Origin of the sequence: Spongiibacter taiwanensis (assembly GCF_023702635.1) — a bacterium.
Classification (GTDB): Bacteria; Pseudomonadota; Gammaproteobacteria; order Pseudomonadales; family Spongiibacteraceae; genus Spongiibacter; species Spongiibacter taiwanensis.
Genome location: NZ_CP098455.1, coordinates 3,237,194 through 3,253,566 on the forward strand (window position 1 = coordinate 3,237,194; position 16,373 = coordinate 3,253,566).

At 58.7% G+C, this 16,373-nt stretch carries 14 protein-coding genes; 4 read left to right on the forward strand and 10 right to left on the reverse strand.

The window, feature by feature from the left end; all coding sequences use genetic code 11:
• Positions 1-106: 106 nt before the first annotated feature.
• Entirely contained in the window at positions 107-1,972 is a 1,866-nt protein-coding gene (locus tag NCG89_RS14690) for a fatty acid desaturase (RefSeq protein ID WP_251087313.1), read from the forward strand.
• A 708-nt stretch (positions 1,973-2,680) separates the two neighbouring features.
• Here NCG89_RS14690 and NCG89_RS14695 read toward each other — a convergent pair.
• The 7 genes from NCG89_RS14695 to NCG89_RS14725 form a co-directional block, all read right to left on the reverse strand.
• Positions 2,681-3,925 carry an MSMEG_0569 family flavin-dependent oxidoreductase gene (locus NCG89_RS14695; RefSeq protein ID WP_251087314.1) on the reverse strand — a complete coding sequence of 415 codons (1,245 nt, stop codon included), beginning with the start codon at positions 3,923-3,925 and terminating at the stop codon, positions 2,681-2,683.
• A 19-nt stretch (positions 3,926-3,944) separates the two neighbouring features.
• Positions 3,945-4,235, reverse strand: a complete 291-nt coding sequence (locus tag NCG89_RS14700) for an MSMEG_0570 family nitrogen starvation response protein (RefSeq protein WP_251087315.1) — start codon at positions 4,233-4,235, stop codon at positions 3,945-3,947.
• A complete protein-coding gene (locus tag NCG89_RS14705; RefSeq protein ID WP_251087316.1) occupies positions 4,211-5,263 on the reverse strand; it encodes a sll0787 family AIR synthase-like protein in 1,053 nt (350 codons plus the stop codon). The genes NCG89_RS14700 and NCG89_RS14705 overlap by 25 nt, the downstream gene beginning before the upstream one ends.
• Complete coding sequence (locus NCG89_RS14710; RefSeq protein ID WP_251087317.1) at positions 5,263-5,898, reverse strand: MSMEG_0567/Sll0786 family nitrogen starvation N-acetyltransferase; 636 nt, start codon at positions 5,896-5,898, stop codon at positions 5,263-5,265. Before NCG89_RS14710 ends, NCG89_RS14705 begins: the two co-directional genes overlap by 1 nt.
• Positions 5,891-7,018 (reverse strand): MSMEG_0568 family radical SAM protein, encoded by a 1,128-nt coding sequence (locus tag NCG89_RS14715; RefSeq protein WP_251087318.1) that lies wholly within the window; start codon positions 7,016-7,018, stop codon positions 5,891-5,893. The genes NCG89_RS14710 and NCG89_RS14715 overlap by 8 nt, the downstream gene beginning before the upstream one ends.
• A gap of 2 nt (positions 7,019-7,020) precedes the next feature.
• Complete coding sequence (locus NCG89_RS14720) at positions 7,021-8,085, reverse strand: Nit6803 family nitrilase (RefSeq protein ID WP_251087319.1); 1,065 nt, start codon at positions 8,083-8,085, stop codon at positions 7,021-7,023.
• A 97-nt stretch (positions 8,086-8,182) separates the two neighbouring features.
• Positions 8,183-8,665, reverse strand: a complete 483-nt coding sequence (locus tag NCG89_RS14725; RefSeq protein ID WP_251087320.1) for an MSMEG_0572/Sll0783 family nitrogen starvation response protein — start codon at positions 8,663-8,665, stop codon at positions 8,183-8,185.
• Positions 8,666-8,985: 320 nt separating this feature from the next.
• On the opposite strand from NCG89_RS14725, the gene NCG89_RS14730 reads away from it, so the two are divergent.
• On the forward strand, positions 8,986-10,917 hold the full coding sequence (locus NCG89_RS14730; RefSeq protein WP_251087321.1) for a sigma 54-interacting transcriptional regulator: 1,932 nt from the start codon (positions 8,986-8,988) through the stop codon (positions 10,915-10,917).
• Positions 10,918-10,981: 64 nt separating this feature from the next.
• Here the strand turns inward: NCG89_RS14730 and NCG89_RS14735 are convergent, their stop codons facing one another.
• The gene (locus NCG89_RS14735; RefSeq protein WP_251087322.1) at positions 10,982-11,608 is read right to left on the reverse strand and encodes a glutathione S-transferase family protein; all 627 of its coding nucleotides are present in this window, start codon (positions 11,606-11,608) and stop codon (positions 10,982-10,984) included.
• Positions 11,609-11,934: 326 nt separating this feature from the next.
• Here NCG89_RS14735 and NCG89_RS14740 point away from each other — a divergent pair, with 326 nt between their 5' ends.
• Both NCG89_RS14740 and NCG89_RS14745 read left to right on the forward strand, forming a co-directional pair.
• Positions 11,935-13,425 (forward strand): SulP family inorganic anion transporter, encoded by a 1,491-nt coding sequence (locus tag NCG89_RS14740; RefSeq protein ID WP_251087323.1) that lies wholly within the window; start codon positions 11,935-11,937, stop codon positions 13,423-13,425.
• Between the two features lie 28 nt (positions 13,426-13,453).
• A complete protein-coding gene (locus NCG89_RS14745; RefSeq protein ID WP_251087324.1) occupies positions 13,454-14,302 on the forward strand; it encodes a universal stress protein in 849 nt (282 codons plus the stop codon).
• Between the two features lie 22 nt (positions 14,303-14,324).
• Here NCG89_RS14745 and NCG89_RS14750 read toward each other — a convergent pair whose 3' ends face one another.
• Positions 14,325-14,915 (reverse strand): hypothetical protein, encoded by a 591-nt coding sequence (locus NCG89_RS14750; protein ID WP_251087325.1) that lies wholly within the window; start codon positions 14,913-14,915, stop codon positions 14,325-14,327.
• A gap of 17 nt (positions 14,916-14,932) precedes the next feature.
• On the reverse strand, positions 14,933-16,162 hold the full coding sequence (locus NCG89_RS14755) for a S1 family peptidase (protein WP_251087326.1): 1,230 nt from the start codon (positions 16,160-16,162) through the stop codon (positions 14,933-14,935).
• Positions 16,163-16,373 lie beyond the last annotated feature (211 nt).

A 16,373-nucleotide genomic window follows, 5' to 3' on the forward strand; every position in this document is an offset into this window, starting at 1 on the left:
TTGACCAGAATGAGCCTGTCCATGCAGAGGGGCGCGCCGCTGAGGGCTGATTGGAACGGACTCGCCACCCCTGTTGCTTATTTACTTTCAGATCAGGGTTAATGCTATGTCCTTTACTAATAACACCACCGCAAGGGCGGTACTCAACCAGATTGTTCACGATCCCCGCTACGCTGATGTGATGGCGGTGCCCAAGTGGTCAGCGCCGCAGATTATCTTGTCGTCGCTGGCATTGGGCGGTTTTACCCTGTCCTGCATCGCCTATCTCAATGGCAGCATTCCGCTGTTGCTGGCGATGCTGGTCAACCTGGCTGCGGTGTATATTGCCTTTACCCCGCTGCATGATGCGTCCCACCGGGCGGTGTCGTCCAATTCGCGCATTAACGACTGGCTGGGTGTGCTCACCGGGCAGCTGCTGTTGCCCGGGGTCAACATGACCACCTTCCGGGCCATTCATATGGACCATCACCGCTACACTGGCGAAGAAGGTCGCGACCCGGATACCGGCTTTGTCAGCCCGCCCAAATGGGCGGGGCTGGCCTATTTGATGTTTGCCGACCTGCACTGGGTGCATTGGTATTTTCGCTATGGTCGCAATATCTGGTCCCGCCGGGTGAGCATCTCGCTCTACCTGATGTTGGCGGCGGTGGTGGTGTCTCATGCCGCATTTCTGTTGTCGCCCTGGTGGAAAGAGTTTCTGCTGCTCTATGTGATTCCCCAACGCGTTGGGCTGGGTGTGGTGGCCTACACCTTTGCCCATATTCAGCACCCCGAGGGGCTGACCTGGGAGAACGAACCCTTTCAATCCACCATGTACATGAAAGGCAACTCGCCCCTGCGCCGCCTGTTGTTCGGTCAGGAAGATCACGCCATTCACCATCTGGTGCCCCATATTCCCTGGTTCAAATACCGTCAGGTGTGGGCGCTGGCTAACGGGGTACTGCGTCGGCAAAACATTCCCGGCCGCAGCTGGGTGGCGGGGCCCAGTGAGATCATCCTGCCCAAGTCTGAAGATACTGCGGCCATCCCCATGCGGGTTGCCCAGATTCGCGACGTGGGTGAGGGCATTCGCGCCTTTGAATTTGAACCCCTCAATGGCAGTGCCCTGAAAGCCGGCGAAGCTGGTGCCCACCTGGATGTACATCTGCCCAATGGGTTGGTGCGTCAGTACTCGCTCATCAATCACGATGTGGCCGCCAATCGCTACCGCATTGCGGTGAAGTGCGAGGAGCAGGGCCGCGGTGGCTCCAAGGCTATGCATGGCCTGGTTGTGGGTGACGAGGTGAAGGTCGGCCCGCTGCGCAACAACTTTGTGCTCTACGAAAATGCGAGCAACTTTATTTTGATCGCCGGCGGTATTGGTCTGACACCGTTGTTGTCGATGGCCAACCGCTTGCAGGAAATCAACAAGCCCTTCTCGCTGCATCTGTGTGCCCGCAATCAGGCGGCCATTCCCTTTGTAGATGAGGTCAAACAGGGCGATTTAGCTGTAAAAACCGAGGTGCATCTGGATGGCGAGGATGGGCGCAGCAGCTTGAATGTGGATGTGGTACTGGGCAAGCCCAACGATCAAACGCTGGTGTATATCTGTGGTCCTCAGGGTTTTATGAACTGGCTGAAAAGCGCGGCCCTGGCCAAGGGCTGGAAGGAAGAGAATATTCGCATCGAATCCTTTTCGGCGCCGGTCAGCGATGCCACCGACAACCATGCCTTCACGGTGACCATGGCCAAGTCCGGCCAGGTGGTGCAGGTTGATCCGTCCCAGACCGTGATCGACGCCCTGCATCACGCCGGCCTCGATGTGCCGTACGCCTGTATGCAAGGCACCTGCGGCACCTGCGCCACCGAGGTGGTGGAGGGCGAGGTGGACCACCGGGACGCCTACCTGTCGGAAAGCGAAAAAGCCGAAGGTAAAACGATGTGTCTGTGCGTGTCCCGGGCCAGAGGTGAAAACCTGACGGTTAACCTGTAATCAGTTTCCGCTGATATCCTGCCTGAAAGAACAAGCCCGTGACGGTGATCCGTCACGGGCTCTGTTTTCTTTGGGTATTGCGTTGGCACGAACTGGAGTACCGACCGCCCCAGTCCTGTGTCGGGGCCAAGATGCACCTGTGTTCGTTCTGGATTCCGGATCGCAAACAGCGCGTCCGGAATGACGGGCTGGGGGTGGTTTATGGTCCGGTGTCTCTGAAAGGTCTCGTCGCCCCGGTCTCGAGGCCACTACTGTCCGAAATGATTTTTATGTCGCTATGCTTACGAACAGCGCACTGCTGTCCGGAATACTTCCACCCTCGTCATGCCGGCCCCCGAGCCGGCATCCATAGCCCCAGCGACGTTAGCAAAAGACTGGATATCTGCATTCGCGGGTAAGGCGATATTTCACGCATTCGTAAATCAAGCCTCGCCCTTGGCAGGTTCTGTTTCCGTCCACGATGTAAAGTATTTACAAGCTGTGACTCAATTTATTCCGTACAGCAGCTGGGCCCCGAGCCGGGGTCAAGATGCAGCTGTGTTCGTTCTGGATTCCGGATCGCAGACAGCGCGTCCGGAATGACGGGCAGGGGAGGTTTCTGGCTCGGTATCTCTACCTGCCCCGTCCCTGCGGCGCCACAGATGATATTGTCCGTCGATGCGGCGTTTTCAGCGTCAACCGTGACAATCTAATTAGTGTTAGCAGGCCCTAGGCAGACTTGCGCGCGTTGTTGCGCTCGGCAATCACCTGGGCGAGATACTCGGCATCTCTGCCAACATGAAAAAAGCGCCCTGAACCCCAGGTATTCATCCAGTTCAGACCGAGAAAATACAACCCCGCCACCGGGCTTACGCCGCGTTGCTGTAGTGGGGCGCCGCGCTCATTCAGTGCCGGGACCTGCAACCACTGATAATCGCTTTTAAAGCCGGTGGCCCACGCCACGCTGGTAATGCCAGCAGCTTGCAAATCCAGGGAGTTGACGGTGGGGGGCGCGTAGTCGCTATGGCGATTGTCGTCGGCGGGGGCATTGATACCCTGCTGCTGAATGTAGTTCTCAATGCCGTCGACAATCCGCTTGGCGACACTGTCGGCGTAGTCGAGGTTGTCGTGCAAATCATCTTCGAATTGCAAGGTGCCCTGTTTGGCCGACTTTAAGCGGCCATAGAGTTTCATTCCCTGCTCGGCGAAGATCCGCAGATTAATATCCCGGCCTCCGTCCCGGCCGGTGACATAGTGGTTGGTGGCGTGGGGAGCGTTTTCCCCCTCGGGATGGTTGTCGATAGTGGTTTCGTAGTAGCCCATTTCTTCCAGCCAGTTGACCACGTCCTTGCCCCGATAGCGCCGGTTAACTCGGGGCGCATTGCCCACGCACAGGTGCACCTGGCGTCCGGCAAGGTGCAAATCTTCGGCGATCTGGCAGCCGGATTGGCCTGTGCCTACGACCAACACGGCACCATTCGGGAGTTGATCGGGGTTGCGGTAATCCCGGGAGTGCACGTGGGTGACCGGCATTTCCGCCGCGGCAGGCAAGATGTAGGGGCGATGATAGCCGCCGGTGGCGACCACAATGTGGTCTGCCTGATAGCTCTGGTCACCGCACTCGACCCGATAAATGCTTTGGGTTTTGTTGACCGAGGTCACCGGGCTGTTAAAGCGCACCGGGGCCTGGCTGAATTGATAATAGGCCTCAACATAGTCGACGATTTCGTCCTTCACCATAAAGCCATCCGGGTCATCGCCGCTGTAGTGCATGCCCGGCAGCTGGCACTGCCAGTTGGGGGTGACCAGGCAGAAGGTGTCCCAGCGTTCGCTTCGCCAGTTGTTGGCCACCCGATCGCTGCGCTCCAGTACCAGATGATGGATGCCCTGTTGGCTGAGGCAGTAGCTCATCGACAGGCCGGCCTGGCCGGCCCCAATGATGATGCAGGTGTAGTGTTCGGTTTTGCTGTTCATGGTCATTCCTGAAGTTAAGTTACTGGCGCAGGTCCACAACCTGGATGTCGCCGGTAATGTTGTGTTGTTGAAGCTGGGAGAGTTTGGATTCCAGGCTGGCGAGCTCGGACCCGGCGGCGGAGCAGGCATAGCCAAACTTGTCCCGCACTCGTTCTGATGCCTGGGTAAGGGCGGTGCGTACCCGCCGGGCGAATTCCTGCTGGCTGTACTGCGCGCCTGATTCAAGATGTTGGTAGATCACGGTGGAGGGTGAGTAATACTGGCGCCGCTCACCATCGGGCCAGATCAGCGTGAAATTGACGGCGGGCACGGTTGGCCTCCCATATTGGTTAAAGTGCGTTGGTGAAGATCCCAGAAGATTTGGCGGCTGCCGTAGTAATCCAGTTCGATGCGCGCACTGGCATTGATGCTGCCCACTGGCACGCAACTGAGGTGGCTGTGCTGGAAGAAGGCGATCAGGCGGCTGACCTGATCAGGCTCCACCGCCAGCAGAAAGCCAAAAGCCTGAAAGGCACGCAGCCAGCGCAGCAGATCGCCGGGTGGCCTGGGAATGGCGCTGAGGTCTAAATGGGCGCCGCAGCCTGTGAGCTCCAGCATCATCAACAGGGTGCCGAGCACGCCACCGCCGCTGATGTCCTTGGCGGCCACGGCCAGGTCCTGCTCGGCCAGCTCAGCAGGAAGCTGCCATTGCTGACGAATCTGCTCCGGGCTTTTGCCGCCCACGCAGCCCCAATAGGGCTGGTTGCCGTGCCAGCTACCGGTGAGGTCGCTGAGCATGAACAGACGCTGGCCCGGGCGCAGATGGTGACAAGAGAGCAGCTTGCGGGCGTGGCCGATAATGGCCACCGCCAGGTGAGGCTGGTAGTCGTGGCGAATGCTGCTGTGGCCGCCAGAGAACTGCACACCAAAGGTGTCGCAGGCGCGTTTGATGTGGTGCAGCAATATCCGGCTGGCGTCGTCGTCGCAGTGCCAGAAGGCATTGGCGATGGCGGTGGCCCGGCCACCCATGGCGGCAATATCGCTGACGTTGGCCATCACCGATGACCAGCCCGCCGCCTTGGGATCGTTGGCGACAAAGTCGGGCAGCATGCCCTCCATGGCCAGCAATTGATAACCATCGCCGGTAGCAAAGGCGGCGCAGTCATCGCCGGGGGCGGCGTAGCGCTCGGTCATGCTTGCCTTGGACAAGTCTTTGGCGCTGGTCGCCGCCGCGTGACGAATGGCGCGCTTGCTGGCGATCTCGGGCAATGCGTGCAGCTCGGCGCACAGCGCCGCTAACTGCTGCTCGCACTCGGTAGGTGTCAAGGTGAAACTGGGGCGCTTGTGGAGGGGGCGCATTAGCGTGCCTCCTCGATGTTGGTCTGGCGCGGGGCCTCACTGGGCAGGTCGATATTGGGCGGCGGCAATTGCGCCAGCGGGTAGTGGTCCAGGTCGGCGCGCATACGCAAATGGGGTCGCCCGGCAATCTCCAGTTCTTCAAGTGTGTGCCAGTGCAGGCTGCTGAAATAGCGACCATTCTGCTTTTGTACAAAGGCATGAAAGTGCTCACAGCCCAGCATTTTTGCGCGACTAACGGCGGTATTAATGAGCGCTTTGCCTATATCGGCTCTGCCTCGATAAGTGGGTGCCACACACAAGCGCCCGCCAAACCAGAGATTTGGCAGATTGGGGTCGGCTACCGGAAAGATGCGCACCGCACCCACCACGTCGTCGTTGATGCCGCACAGGTCAGTGACCGCGACAATAGCGGTGGCGCGAAAATCCTCGCCGTCCTGATCGCGAATCGGCAGTTGTTGCTCCTGGGAAAAAACTCGTTGGCGCAAGGCAAAATAGCGTGCACGCTCCCAGGAGGCGGTTGCGGGGCGGACCTGAATGCGGGTGGCGTGGAAATCGCCAAAGGTATCGCCGGGTGCCGAAGGGTGGTCTGCGTCACTGAAAGCATAGCGGCGACGGGGGGCGGGTTGTCTAGGCATAGCTCACCTCCGCAGAGGGAGTGGTTGCGGCCTTTTCGTAGCTCTTCATGCTGGAGCAAGCGCCGCATTTGGCGCAGCCCGCTTTGAGTTGGTCGGACTGCATGCCGCTGTTGACCAGTGCCGGACCGAGCACCTGAAAAATGCCGTCGAGCATCGCCGGGTCGGGCATGGGGTGGTTGGCCAGTGGTGTGCCGGCCACCGGCACAAAGGGCACCACAAAGGGGTAAACACCCATGTCGATCAGGCGCAGCCCCATATTGATAATTTCGATTTCGGTGTCGCCTAGCCCGGCCAGGATATAGGTGCTGACATTGCCGGGTCCGAACAGAGTAACCGCGTGGGCAAAGGCCGAGAGATACCGGCTCAGGGGCACGCTGGCCTTACCGGGCATGATGGCCTTGCGCACCCGGTCGCTGACCGCCTCCATATGCATGCCGAGGGCATCGGCACCGGCGGCCTTGAGCCGGTCCAGCCAAATGTCATCGGCGGGGGGTTCGCATTGCGCCTGAATCGGGATGTTAACGGCGGCTTTGACGGCCCGGATTGATTCAACCAACACGGCAGCACCCCGGTCGCTGGTTTTCGGGGTGCCCGTGGTCATGATCATTTGCTTGACCCCGTCCAGGCGCACTGCGGCCAGGGCGACTTCAGCGAGTTGCGCCGGGCTTTTGTGGGCAATGGTTTTGCCATTGGCCAGGGACTCTTCAATGGCGCAAAACTGGCAGGAGGTGTCGCGATTGCGATAGCGCACGCACTGCTGCAACACGGTGGTGGCCAGCACATCCTTGCTGTGCAGTGTGGCAATGTGGGAGTAGGGGGTGCCGTCGGCGCTGTGCAGGTCGTAAAAGCGGGGGCGGTCGGGGGCGCCGGCTCTCGCGATCAGCTCGGCCCCTTCGTAGATTTTTACCTCTTGGGTACGTGGGTCTGGCCGCGCCGAAAAAGGGGAGTGATTAACCTGCTGGTTGAAGACCGGAATCATCGCGGTCTGATCTTCGAAGTTCAGCGCCTTGTGATCGGTGGGGCCAGCGCCACCCTGGCGGGCAAGGCCCAGGGCATCGCCATCGAGCCAACGCAGGCCCTGGCTTTGCAGGCGGGTAAGTTGTTGCTGACTGAGGGGCATGATCACGCTCCTGTGTTAACCGCAGCGGGTTTAAATGGCGAAACGGCGTCGTCTTGCGCAATGGATTGCGCGCCAGCGTCGCCGGGGTCGGTGGTAGATAAAGCGCATTTGCCATTGAGCGTGGCGGGGCTGCCGGTCATTGGTTGGGTATGGTGGCGGGGGCTGCGGTCGATCAGAAGGCTCAGTAGCTCGGGGCGACTGTAGTGGCCCACCGAATCCATCATCCTTTTGCGTTTGGCAATCAGGTTCATATCCAGGCGGGCAATGCAGGCGCCTTCGCCTGATTCACTGGTCAAGGTGTCGCCCAGCAGGCGACCTTCGGGCGACACGATGGCGGTGAAGCAGCCGCCACTAATCGCTGCCAGGGGGCCGCCGGTATCGTCCATCACCTGCTGCTGTTGTTCCGGGTTGAGCCAGCTGGTGGCGTTGACCACAAAGCAGCCAGATTCCAGGGCGTGATGGCGAATGGTGACTTGGATTTGTTCGGCAAAAATCTCGCCGACTAAGGATCCGGGAAAGGTGGCAACGTGGATTTCCTCCCGGTCGGCCATCAGTGCGTAGCGGGCCAATGGGTTGTAGTGTTCCCAGCAGGCCAGGGAGCCAATGCGGCCGACCTTGGAGTCCACTGCGCTAAGGCCGCTACCATCGCCTTGCCCCCAGACCATGCGCTCATGATAGGTGGGGGTGATTTTGCGACGGTGCTGAATCAGGCTGCCGTCGGCGTCAAACAATAGTTGGGCGTTATACAGGGTCTTGCCGTCCAGCTCGTTGACCCCCACCGATACGACCATGCCGGCTTTGGCGGCGGCCTTGGCGATGCGCTCAGTGTGAACCGACGGCACAATGACCGATTCCTGCATGAGTTTGAGATGTTGCTGGCCCATGGCGTAGGGGGGCTGGACGAAGGAAAAATAGGGGTAGTAGGGCACTACGGTTTCTGGAAACACAGCGAACTGCACACCCTGGGCGCCGAGCTTTTCGATCCAGTCGCAAATTTTGCTGACGGTGCCCTCGCAGGAGTAGAGCACGGGGCTGCATTGCACGGCGGCGGCGAGTATTTCTGTCATGGGGGCCTCGTTCATTCTTGGCTTTGCGGGCAGTGGTCCTGGTTGTTTTCGAGTGGGCGGACAGGGGCGAGCAGCGCCGCCTGCCGCCGGGGCTTCGTCAGGTGGTCCAGGTGTGCACGACGAAGGCGTTTTCCCGCGCCATCAATAATTGCAGGTCCATCACATCCAGGGGGTTGATGGGGCGAATCCCTTCAATCAGCGCCTTTTCTGTCTGGCCGTAGAGGGCTTGCAAGGCGAAGCGGCAGGCGTAGACCTCGCCGCCTTCCTCCATAAAGGCTTTGAGCTGGTTGTTGCAGACCAGGTGGCCGGGGAAGGCTTCGGCGCCGAGGGTGGGGAAACCCCGTTGTACACCCAGTTGTACTCCCGGTCCGTAAAGCAGCACCTTGGTTTCAAAGCCCTTGCGCAACAGTCGCTTGGCCTGGAGCAGGTTGACCAGACCGATGGAGCCTTCGAAGGCGACGGTGTGGAAGGTGATCAAGGCTTTGGCGCCGGGAGCGGCCTGCACGTCCTCAAACACTTTCTCTTCGTAATCGACCAGGAAGTCGCCGTCTTTGTAATGGGGTTTGTCCACAGTAGGCATCGTTGTTTCCTCTCAGCGTGTAATTGGTTAACTGTTTGGGCGGCGTTAATGGCCGTGCATTTGGGTCCCGCCTGACAGTGCTAGAGCGAAAGCTGTACCAGGTGCGCGTTGGGGCGCAGAAACTTGCGAAACTATTTTTTTACCCTTTTTAAATCATGTGCTTACGATTCGTCTGCTGACGAGAGGGACGATCTTGAACTGGTGGGATCGACAGGATTTTCCTCCGCAAATGCGTAGCGCTACGCAAATTCGTTTTCCAAATTACGCATGTGCGTAGTAGTCTGGGGTGATTCTGACGGGGTCTTGGCGAGGGACGGGCGATGAGTTTTGATGCGGCTGATAGCAATGAGGAGTGGGGCAAGCTGGCCTACTGGATGCGCCATGCTGCCTTTGAGCAGTCCACCGAACCGATGATGCTGCTAGACCCCCAAAACAACCAGTACGTGGACTGCAATATCGCCGCCTGTGAACTACTGGGCTACAGCCGCCCGGAAATTTTGCGGATGCCGATTTCCCGCATTCACGGTCGTGAGTTGGGCCAGTTGATTGTGTTCACCGAGCAGGTGCTGGCCCAGGACAAGGCCTGGAGCACGCGCATCTCTTGTCGACTGAAAAACGGCGAGCATATTCCGGTGGAGTTGGCGGGTGCCCGAGTGGTAATCAAACGGCGGGAATATCTGGCGGTGGCCATTCGGGATGTGGTGTCAGCTGAGCTAAATCGGGACGCTGCTGAGGCCGAGCGGATTGTTCGAGGTGGCTTGCTGGAATGGAAGCACCTGCAGAATATTTTTCAGCAGGGGGAACGTGAAAACCTGCTGATGCTGACCTCAGTGGGGGATGGCATTTACTGCGTAGATACCCAGGGGCTGTGTACCTTTATGAATCCGGCGGCGATGCGCCTGTTTGGTCGCAGTGACCGGGATGTGTTGGGCCACAACGTGCATTACGTGCATCACCATACCCATGAGGACGGGCGCCACTATCCGGTCGAGGAGTGCCCTATCTACGCCGCAATTCGCGACGGGGTCGTTCATGAAGGTGGTCAGGAAATTTTCTGGAAGCAGGACGGTACACCTTTTCCGGTGGAGTTCACCAGCACACCGATTATTAAGGATCGCGCCATTATTGGCGCGGTAGTGGTATTCCGGGACATCAGCGCCCGCATGGAAACCGAGCGCAAATTGCGCGATGCCCTGACCGAGCTGAGTGAACTGAAAGCCCGACTGGAGGACGAGAACGCCTACCTGCAACAGGAAATTCTGATTGAGCAGCGCTATCACGGCATTCTGGGTGACAGTGAGGCCGTGCGCCGCCTGTTGCAACAAATTGAGATGGTGGCCGAAACCCAGGCCAACGTGCTGATAACGGGCGAATCGGGGACGGGCAAGGAACTGATTGCCCGGGCCATTCACGAGGCCAGCCCGCGCAAGGACGGTCCGCTGATTCGGGTGAACTGCGCCGCCATTCCCCACGAGCTGTTTGAGAGCGAATTCTTCGGCCATATCAAAGGGGCCTTTACCGGGGCGGTGCGTGATCGCATTGGCCGCTTTGAGCTGGCCAACGGCGGCACCCTGTTTTTGGATGAAGTCGGTGAAATTCCCCTGGAATTGCAGAGTAAATTGCTGCGGGTGCTACAGGAAGGACAATTGGAGCGGGTCGGCGAGGAGCGCACCCGGAATGTGAATGTGCGCATCGTGGCGGCCACTAACAAGGACTTGAAAGCGGAGGTGGCGCGCCATGCCTTTCGGGAAGATCTGTATTTTCGCCTGAATGTGTTTCCTATTCATTCGCCGCCTTTGCGTGAACGGGAGAATGATATTGCGTTACTGGCCAGTCATTTTTTCGAGCAGGCCTGTCAGAAATTCAATCAGGGCGGTGGCCGGTTGACCCAGGGTGATCTTCGCATGCTGCAGGCCTATAGCTGGCCGGGCAATATCCGCGAATTACAAAACGTGATGGAGCGGGCGGCGATTACGGCACGCAATGGACGGGCAGCGATTGACCTGCCAGTTGCCGGGCAAGTCGTTACGGCTCCGGCGGCGGTGGACGGGGCGGATGGCAGCGATATATTGACCGACGAGGAAATGCAGGCCCAGTGGCGGCGCAACATGCTTGCCGCCTTGGATCGCTGTGACTGGAAATTGTTTGGCGACGATGGCGCCGCTGAACTGTTAGGAATGAAACCCACCACGCTGGCTTCACGGATCAAGCGAATGGGGTTGGTACGGGGAGAGAAGGCCCTAAATAGATAGGGCTCTATGGTCTCGCCTTTTTCGCCGTGCCGCCCCTCCGCGGTGTTCAGTAGCGCCCAATCACTCAGGGTCGCCTGGCCGCCGGTCCAGCAATCGCCATCGCCTTTTTATAGGCCGGCCTGTCGGTAACCCGATTGATGTAGGCTTGGGTGTTGGGGCCAAAGGTGACAGTCTTGCCGCTAAACATGGGCAGGGTGGTGAGATTGAACATGATCATGATATCGGCGCAGGTAAATTCGTCGCCGGCCAGGTAGGGCACTTCACCCAAGCGCTGTTCGATAAAATCGAAGTAACCCTTCTCTCGGCGGGTGACTGAGCTGGCAATTACCGGGTTGCTGATACCCTGCTCGCCACCGGCCATCTTGGCGAAGAACACGGCCATCAGGGCATTGTTGACCTGCATCCAGTAGAGATAGTCCGGGTAATTGTCTTGGGCAGGGGCGACGCTGAGTTTGCCATCGGCGTGGCGCCAGCAAAGGTATTCGCAAATGGCTACCGACTCGGCCAGAGTCGTGTTGCCGTCTTTGATAATGGGGGCGGTAGCGGCCGGGTGGAGGGCGGTAAAAGCCGGTGGGGCGAGATTGTCAGGGCCCCGGTCAAACCATTCCAGAGTGTAAGGCAGGCCCAATTCTTCCAGCAGCCAGACGATGCGGTCGGATTGGGAGACGCCAAGGTGGTATAGGGTGATCATGCACTTTTCCTTGTTATTGATGAGGGTGAGGCAGATGCCAGTACAGGCCAAAAGTGGGGCCAGCTTCGCATACATACGCACGCAGCGCCCAGAAGGATTTACCGCTCGCACTCCCGCCGGGGCGGGCCCGCGCGGTTTTACCGGTTGGGCATCTGTGGTAAGGTGCGCGCCGATTTAGGGCTTTTCGCAGCGCGTATTGCTGCCCTCCGCAACAGTTTATTTCACCCTGACGTTTTTCGCTGTGACACCACCCGCGCGCCCATCGTGGCAGCGTTCGCCGGGACTGACTGTGTCGCTAAAGTCGGGATTCATCGAGATCTGAACACATGATTGATACCCTCAAGCGAGATTGGCTGGGCAATATTCGCGGCGATTTACTGGCTGGCACCGTGGTGGCGTTGGCATTGATTCCCGAGGCGATTGCCTTCTCGATCATCGCCGGGGTAGATCCCAAGGTGGGCTTGTACGCCTCCTTCTGTATCGCGGTGATTACCGCCATTACCGGTGGTCGGCCAGGGATGATTTCTGCCGCCACGGCGGCCATGGCGCTGCTGATGATCACGCTGGTGAAGGATCACGGGCTGGAATATTTGCTGGCGGCCACCCTGCTCACCGGGGTGTTTCAGATTATGGCCGGTTATCTGCGCCTGGGCAGTTTGATGCGCTTTGTGTCCCGGTCGGTGGTCACCGGTTTTGTTAACGCGCTGGCCATTCTGATTTTTATGGCCCAGTTGCCGGAGCTGACCAACGTGACCTGGCATGTCTACGCCATGACCGCTGCCGGGCTCGGCATTATCTACCTCTTTCCCTATGTGCCGGTGGTGGGTAAATCGCTGCCGTCGCCGCTGGTATGCATCATTACGCTAACCGCCGTTTCCCTCGCGGTGGGCCTGGATATTCGCACTGTGGCGGATCTGGGCGAGTTGCCCGATGCCTTGCCCGTATTTTTGTGGCCGGACGTGCCGCTGACCTTTGAGACCCTGCAGATTATCTTCCCCTACGCTATTGCCATGGCGGTGGTGGGTCTGTTGGAGTCGATGATGACGGCCACCATCGTTGATGACTTTACCGACACCAGCAGTGACAAAAACCGGGAGTGTAAGGGCCAGGGTCTGGCCAATATTGGTGCCGGTCTGCTCGGCGGGATGGCGGGCTGTGCGATGATCGGCCAGTCGATAATCAATGTGAAATCCGGTGGCCGGGGCCGCTTGTCCTGCTTTGTGGCCGGGGTGTTTCTGCTGATTATGGTGGTGTTTCTGGATGAGTGGATCGGCCAGATCCCGATGGCCGCGTTGGTGGCAGTGATGATTATGGTGTCCATTGGCACCTTTTCCTGGGATTCGCTGCGCAACCTGCGCAAGCATCCCCTGTCGAGCAATATCGTGATGCTGGCCACCGTGGCGGTGGTGGTGGCAACGCACAATCTGGCCCTGGGTGTGCTGGTGGGGGTGTTGCTGGCGGTGCTGTTCTTCTCCAACAAGATTGCCCGCTTGATGCTGGTCAAGAGCACTGCCAACGAGGCGGGCACCGAGCGCCGCTACACGGTGGCGGGTCAGATCTTCTTTGCCTCTGCTGATGCCTTTATCGCCGCCTTTGACTTCAAGGAGGTGCTGGAGCGTGTCATCATCGATGTCAGTCAGGCCCATTTCTGGGACATTACCTCGGTATCGGCGCTCGACAAAGTGGTGATCAAGTTCCGGCGGGAAGGAACTGAAGTGGTTGTGATCGGCATGAACGAGGCGAGCGCGACCATCGTGGATCGCTTTGGCGTGCACGATAAACCTGAGGAAGTGGAAAAGCTGTTGGGCGGCCACTGAGCGACAGAAGAATAAGGAGAATAGCAGCATGCAGGTTTACGCCTTTATCGACGGTTCCCCCATTGCCACAGCCGTGTGTGATGCTGCCGCCTGGACCAGTCTACGGGTACAGGTGCCGCTGAAGCTGGTGCATGTGCTGGAGCGTGCTGAGACCAATCTCAGTGGTGATCTGTCCGGTAGCTTGGGCATGGACAGCCGCGAGCATTTGCTCGACGAGTTGGTGGCCCTGGACGAGCGCCGCAGTAAACTCGCCCTGGAGCATGGCCAGCATATGTTGGCAGCCGCTCAAGATCGGGTGCGCGAAGATGGCGTGAAGCAGGTCAGTGTGATGCAGCGCCACGGTAGCCTCGTTGATACAGTGGCCGAGATGGACAAGGATATTCGGGTGATGGTGCTGGGGCGTCTTGGTGAGGGTCACGAGTGCTCCGCCCATACCATTGGTTCCCATCTGGAAAATGTGATTCGCACCTCCCACCGGCCTATTCTGGTAGCGATGCCGGAGTTTTCCGTCCCCGGCAACTTTATGATTGCCTACGACGGCTCCAGCACCGCCGAAAAAGCATTGGACATGGTCGTGGCCAGCCCGCTGTTAAAGGGCCTTCCCTGTCATTTGGTGACGGTCTGCCCGGCCGGTGACGAGCGCCTGAGTCAGGTTGAACATGCCGCCCAGAAACTGCGCAGTGCCGGATTTGAGGTAGTCAATGAGCGTCTGGAAGGGGATGTTCACGATGCCTTGGCGGCGTACCAAAAAGACCGGGGTATTGAGCTGCTGGTAATGGGGGCCTACGGGCACTCCCGCATTCGTCAGTTTTTTGTGGGCAGCAATACCAGTCGTATCGTTAGCTTGAGCGATATTCCGGTATTGCTGCTGCGCTGAGGCGGGGCGCGCTTGCGCCCGTTTAGCTTCCCTCGGGGAAGTACTCGTAGTACTCGTCGAAAAGTGCGCTAACCTTCTCGTCTTTCTTAAGGTCGTTCAAGAACCGGGGAATGGTGTTTTCCAAAAACACTTCTTCCTCGGGTTTGATATCCCGCTGTTGACCGGCACCCCACAACATTTCTACATCTGCGCTCGACATGGAGTACTCAAAGCGGGCGATGCGCTCGCCGTGTACAAAGACCATGTAGTACACGGTAAATTCTTTGCTGTTCACCATTGGCACTAGGCCCAATGTGCCGGCGGCGAGCATGGTTGAGGTAAATCCCGCCGCGTCGGCCTTGGGCCGCAGGGTTTTGAGTACCATCAGGCCGATGGGCAAGCCGACGGCGTCTTTATCGAGTCGGTTAAAGGCCTGGCGGGCCAGCAGTGACTCGCGAAATTTCTCATCCTCAATATTGCTCTGGTAGAACAGTGGCGGGTATTTGCGCCCTTCGTGCTGGTATTGCAGTACCTCGGGCGCGGCTGCCGCCTCGTTGTTGCTGTCGGCAGCCTGCAGAGGCATTGCCAGCGTCAACAGCATGGGGAAAAGGGCAAGCGCAGAAATCTTTTTCACCGGTCAACCTCCTTGTCTTATTGGTAGCAGATGATCTGGGTGGTGAACTTCACCGCTTCGGCTGAGGCCTGCTCGAAGTTGAGCGACGAGGGCGCGCGGCTGTAAGCGGTACCGTGTTTCTCAAGGAAGGCGCCAATCAATCGGCCGTTCAAGGCAAAATTCAAGTTCTGGGAGGTGGTGCCGGTTTTGGTGAGCATCATCTTCTGATTGAGGGTGCTGGTCACCGCGCCGAGAACATTGCCTTTGTAATCCAGTACCGGTCCACCACTGTTCCCGGGCTGGATCGGTGCACTGAACTGGAAATTCCCCTGGCCGCCGCGCAGGCCACCCACCGAGCTGATATTGCCGACGGTCAGGCTGGGGTAGGGCGATAGAATGTCAGACAGCGGAAAGCCGGTCACAAATACCTGCTTGCCGAGCAGGCCGTCGGATTCAGAAAATTGCGGCATTGGTGCCACGGCCTCGGGCTGATGGCTGGCGCTGAGCAGAGCAAGGTCGAGGACCTGGGAGTGCCCTTTCAAGACGGCAGGGTATTTTTCACCGCGCTGCTGCACCTCGGTTTTCAGACAGCTTTTAACCACGTGATAGGCGGTCAGCAGTTCGCCTTGGCGATTGATATAAAAACCAGTGCCAGTAGAAGCCGTATCGATATCGAGCTTGTCTTCCAGAGCGGCGGTCAGCTCGCCCGGCGGCTGCTTGGCGAGCTGCTGAAGCTTGGCATTGCCCTCTTGATTGAGAAAGGTATGCAGGGCGTCCTTGATGGCTGATGCGTAGGCTGCTTCAAAGGCGTGGCCGTCGCCCGCGCCGCCGCCCGAGCGGCCGGTCTTGGTGGTCGCCTGATAAATCTGCATCCCGTCCGGTGTAAATACCGTCACTGTCAGCTCAACAGTGAAGTGGCCCATAAAGCTGCTGAAAGAGGGCTGTCCTTTAAAACTCAACAGATAATGAAACGGGGCGTCGGCCACTAACGACTCGGCGTCGTCAAAAACGCTGGGCACCATCAGTTCGGTGGCGCTATGCAGCGATTTTCCAACCAGTTGGTTCCAGCGGCCGTAGCCATCGCCGGTGGTGATAACTTTATTCCGCTCTTTGAGGCTGGTGTGATAGGCCACTTTCAAGGACGCCGGCACCGTGATGCCTTCGTTCAGTAGCACCTTGCCCCTGACATCGGCGGCATTGTCTACCGGTGAGGTGGCGCAAGCGGTCAGGAAGGCCAGAAGGGCCACGGCGATAGCTAGGTATCTCATAACGTCCTTGTCGTGTCAGTTATTGTCAGGCGAACCATAGCCACGAAACCCGGGCTTGGCAAGCGTCGTGTGGTGGGAGATTTCCGAGGTTGTGATTTTCGCCGATAGCGTCTCGGCAATGTCGCGTGATCTGCCGGTTCTGTCGGTCGAGGCGGATTCCCAGTCGGACTTTATTTGGTCGTTAGGTGAGGGTTTTCGAGGGTAGACCGAG